Source organism: Phenylobacterium conjunctum (genome assembly GCF_042679085.1).
GTDB lineage: Bacteria > Pseudomonadota > Alphaproteobacteria > Caulobacterales > Caulobacteraceae > Phenylobacterium > Phenylobacterium conjunctum.
This window is the reverse complement of sequence record NZ_JBHTLQ010000120.1, coordinates 1-863: the sequence shown is the minus strand read 5'-3', so window position 1 is coordinate 863 and position 863 is coordinate 1. Positions and strand designations below refer to the sequence as shown.

2 protein-coding genes and 1 pseudogene are annotated in these 863 nt (G+C 73.3%); all 3 read right to left on the bottom strand.

Translation table 11 applies throughout. The features are described 5' to 3' along the window. Positions 1-320, bottom strand: a 320-nt coding sequence (locus ACFQ27_RS20840; protein WP_377354930.1) for a molybdenum cofactor biosynthesis protein MoaE, incomplete at its 3' end; no start/stop codon positions are given. Next, positions 317-556, bottom strand: coding sequence for a MoaD/ThiS family protein (locus ACFQ27_RS20835; protein ID WP_374345550.1), 240 nt, complete (start codon positions 554-556; stop codon positions 317-319). The genes ACFQ27_RS20840 and ACFQ27_RS20835, both read right to left, overlap by 4 nt. Before the next feature lies 1 nt (position 557). After that, positions 558-863 (bottom strand): annotated as a pseudogene (locus tag ACFQ27_RS20830) (GTP 3',8-cyclase MoaA); the annotation flags it as partial.

Here is an 863-nt window from a genome sequence, read left to right as displayed (position 1 = left end):
CAGGCCTCGAAGGCGGCGCGGCGGTGCGGGGCGGCGGTGGCGACAAAGACGATGGCCTCGCCAGGGGCGATGTCGCCGATCCGGTGGAGGATGAGCAGGTCCTGCAGGGCGAAGCGTGTGCGGGCCTGGTCGGCGATGGCCTGGATGGCGCGCTCGGTGAAGCCCGGATAGGCCTCCAGGGTCAGGGTGGTGGTTGAGCCGGCCTCGGCGCGGGCCAGGCCCGTGAAGCTGGCGATGGCCCCGGTCTCGGTGCGGCCCTGGGAGAAGCCGGTGAGCAGGCTTCCGGGCTCGAAGGGCTGGTCGGTGAGCCGGATCATCAGCCGCCGCTCATCGGGGGCAGGAAGGCGACCTCGGCGCGGGCGGTGACGGGGGCGTCGCCGCGGACGATCTCCTGGTCCAGGGCGACCTGGACGCCAGGGCCGGACAGGGCCTCGCCCAGGGCTTCGTTGTCTTCAGCCAGGCGGGCCTTCAGGGCGAAGAGGCTGTCGCCCTCGATCTCGCGCTCGCGCCAGCCGGCGAGGTCGGCGAGGCGGCCGAACAACAGGACGCGGGCCATCCTAGCCGCCCGTCGTCGACATGTGCCGGGCCACGGCGGGGGCGGCGGCGCGGGCGATCTGGAAGTCATGCCCCTGAGGCTTGGCGTCGACGGCCAGGCGGATGGCGTCGACCAGGTCGGCGTCGCTGGCGCCCGCGCGGATCACCGCCCGCAGGTCCGAGGCGTCTTCCCGGCCCAGACAGGTGTGCAAGGTGCCGGTGCAGGTCAGCCGCACACGATTGCAGGCCTCGCAGAAGTTATGGCTGAGCGGGGTGATGAAGCCCAGCCGGCCGCCGGTCTCGGCCACGCGGACATAGCGGGCCGGGCC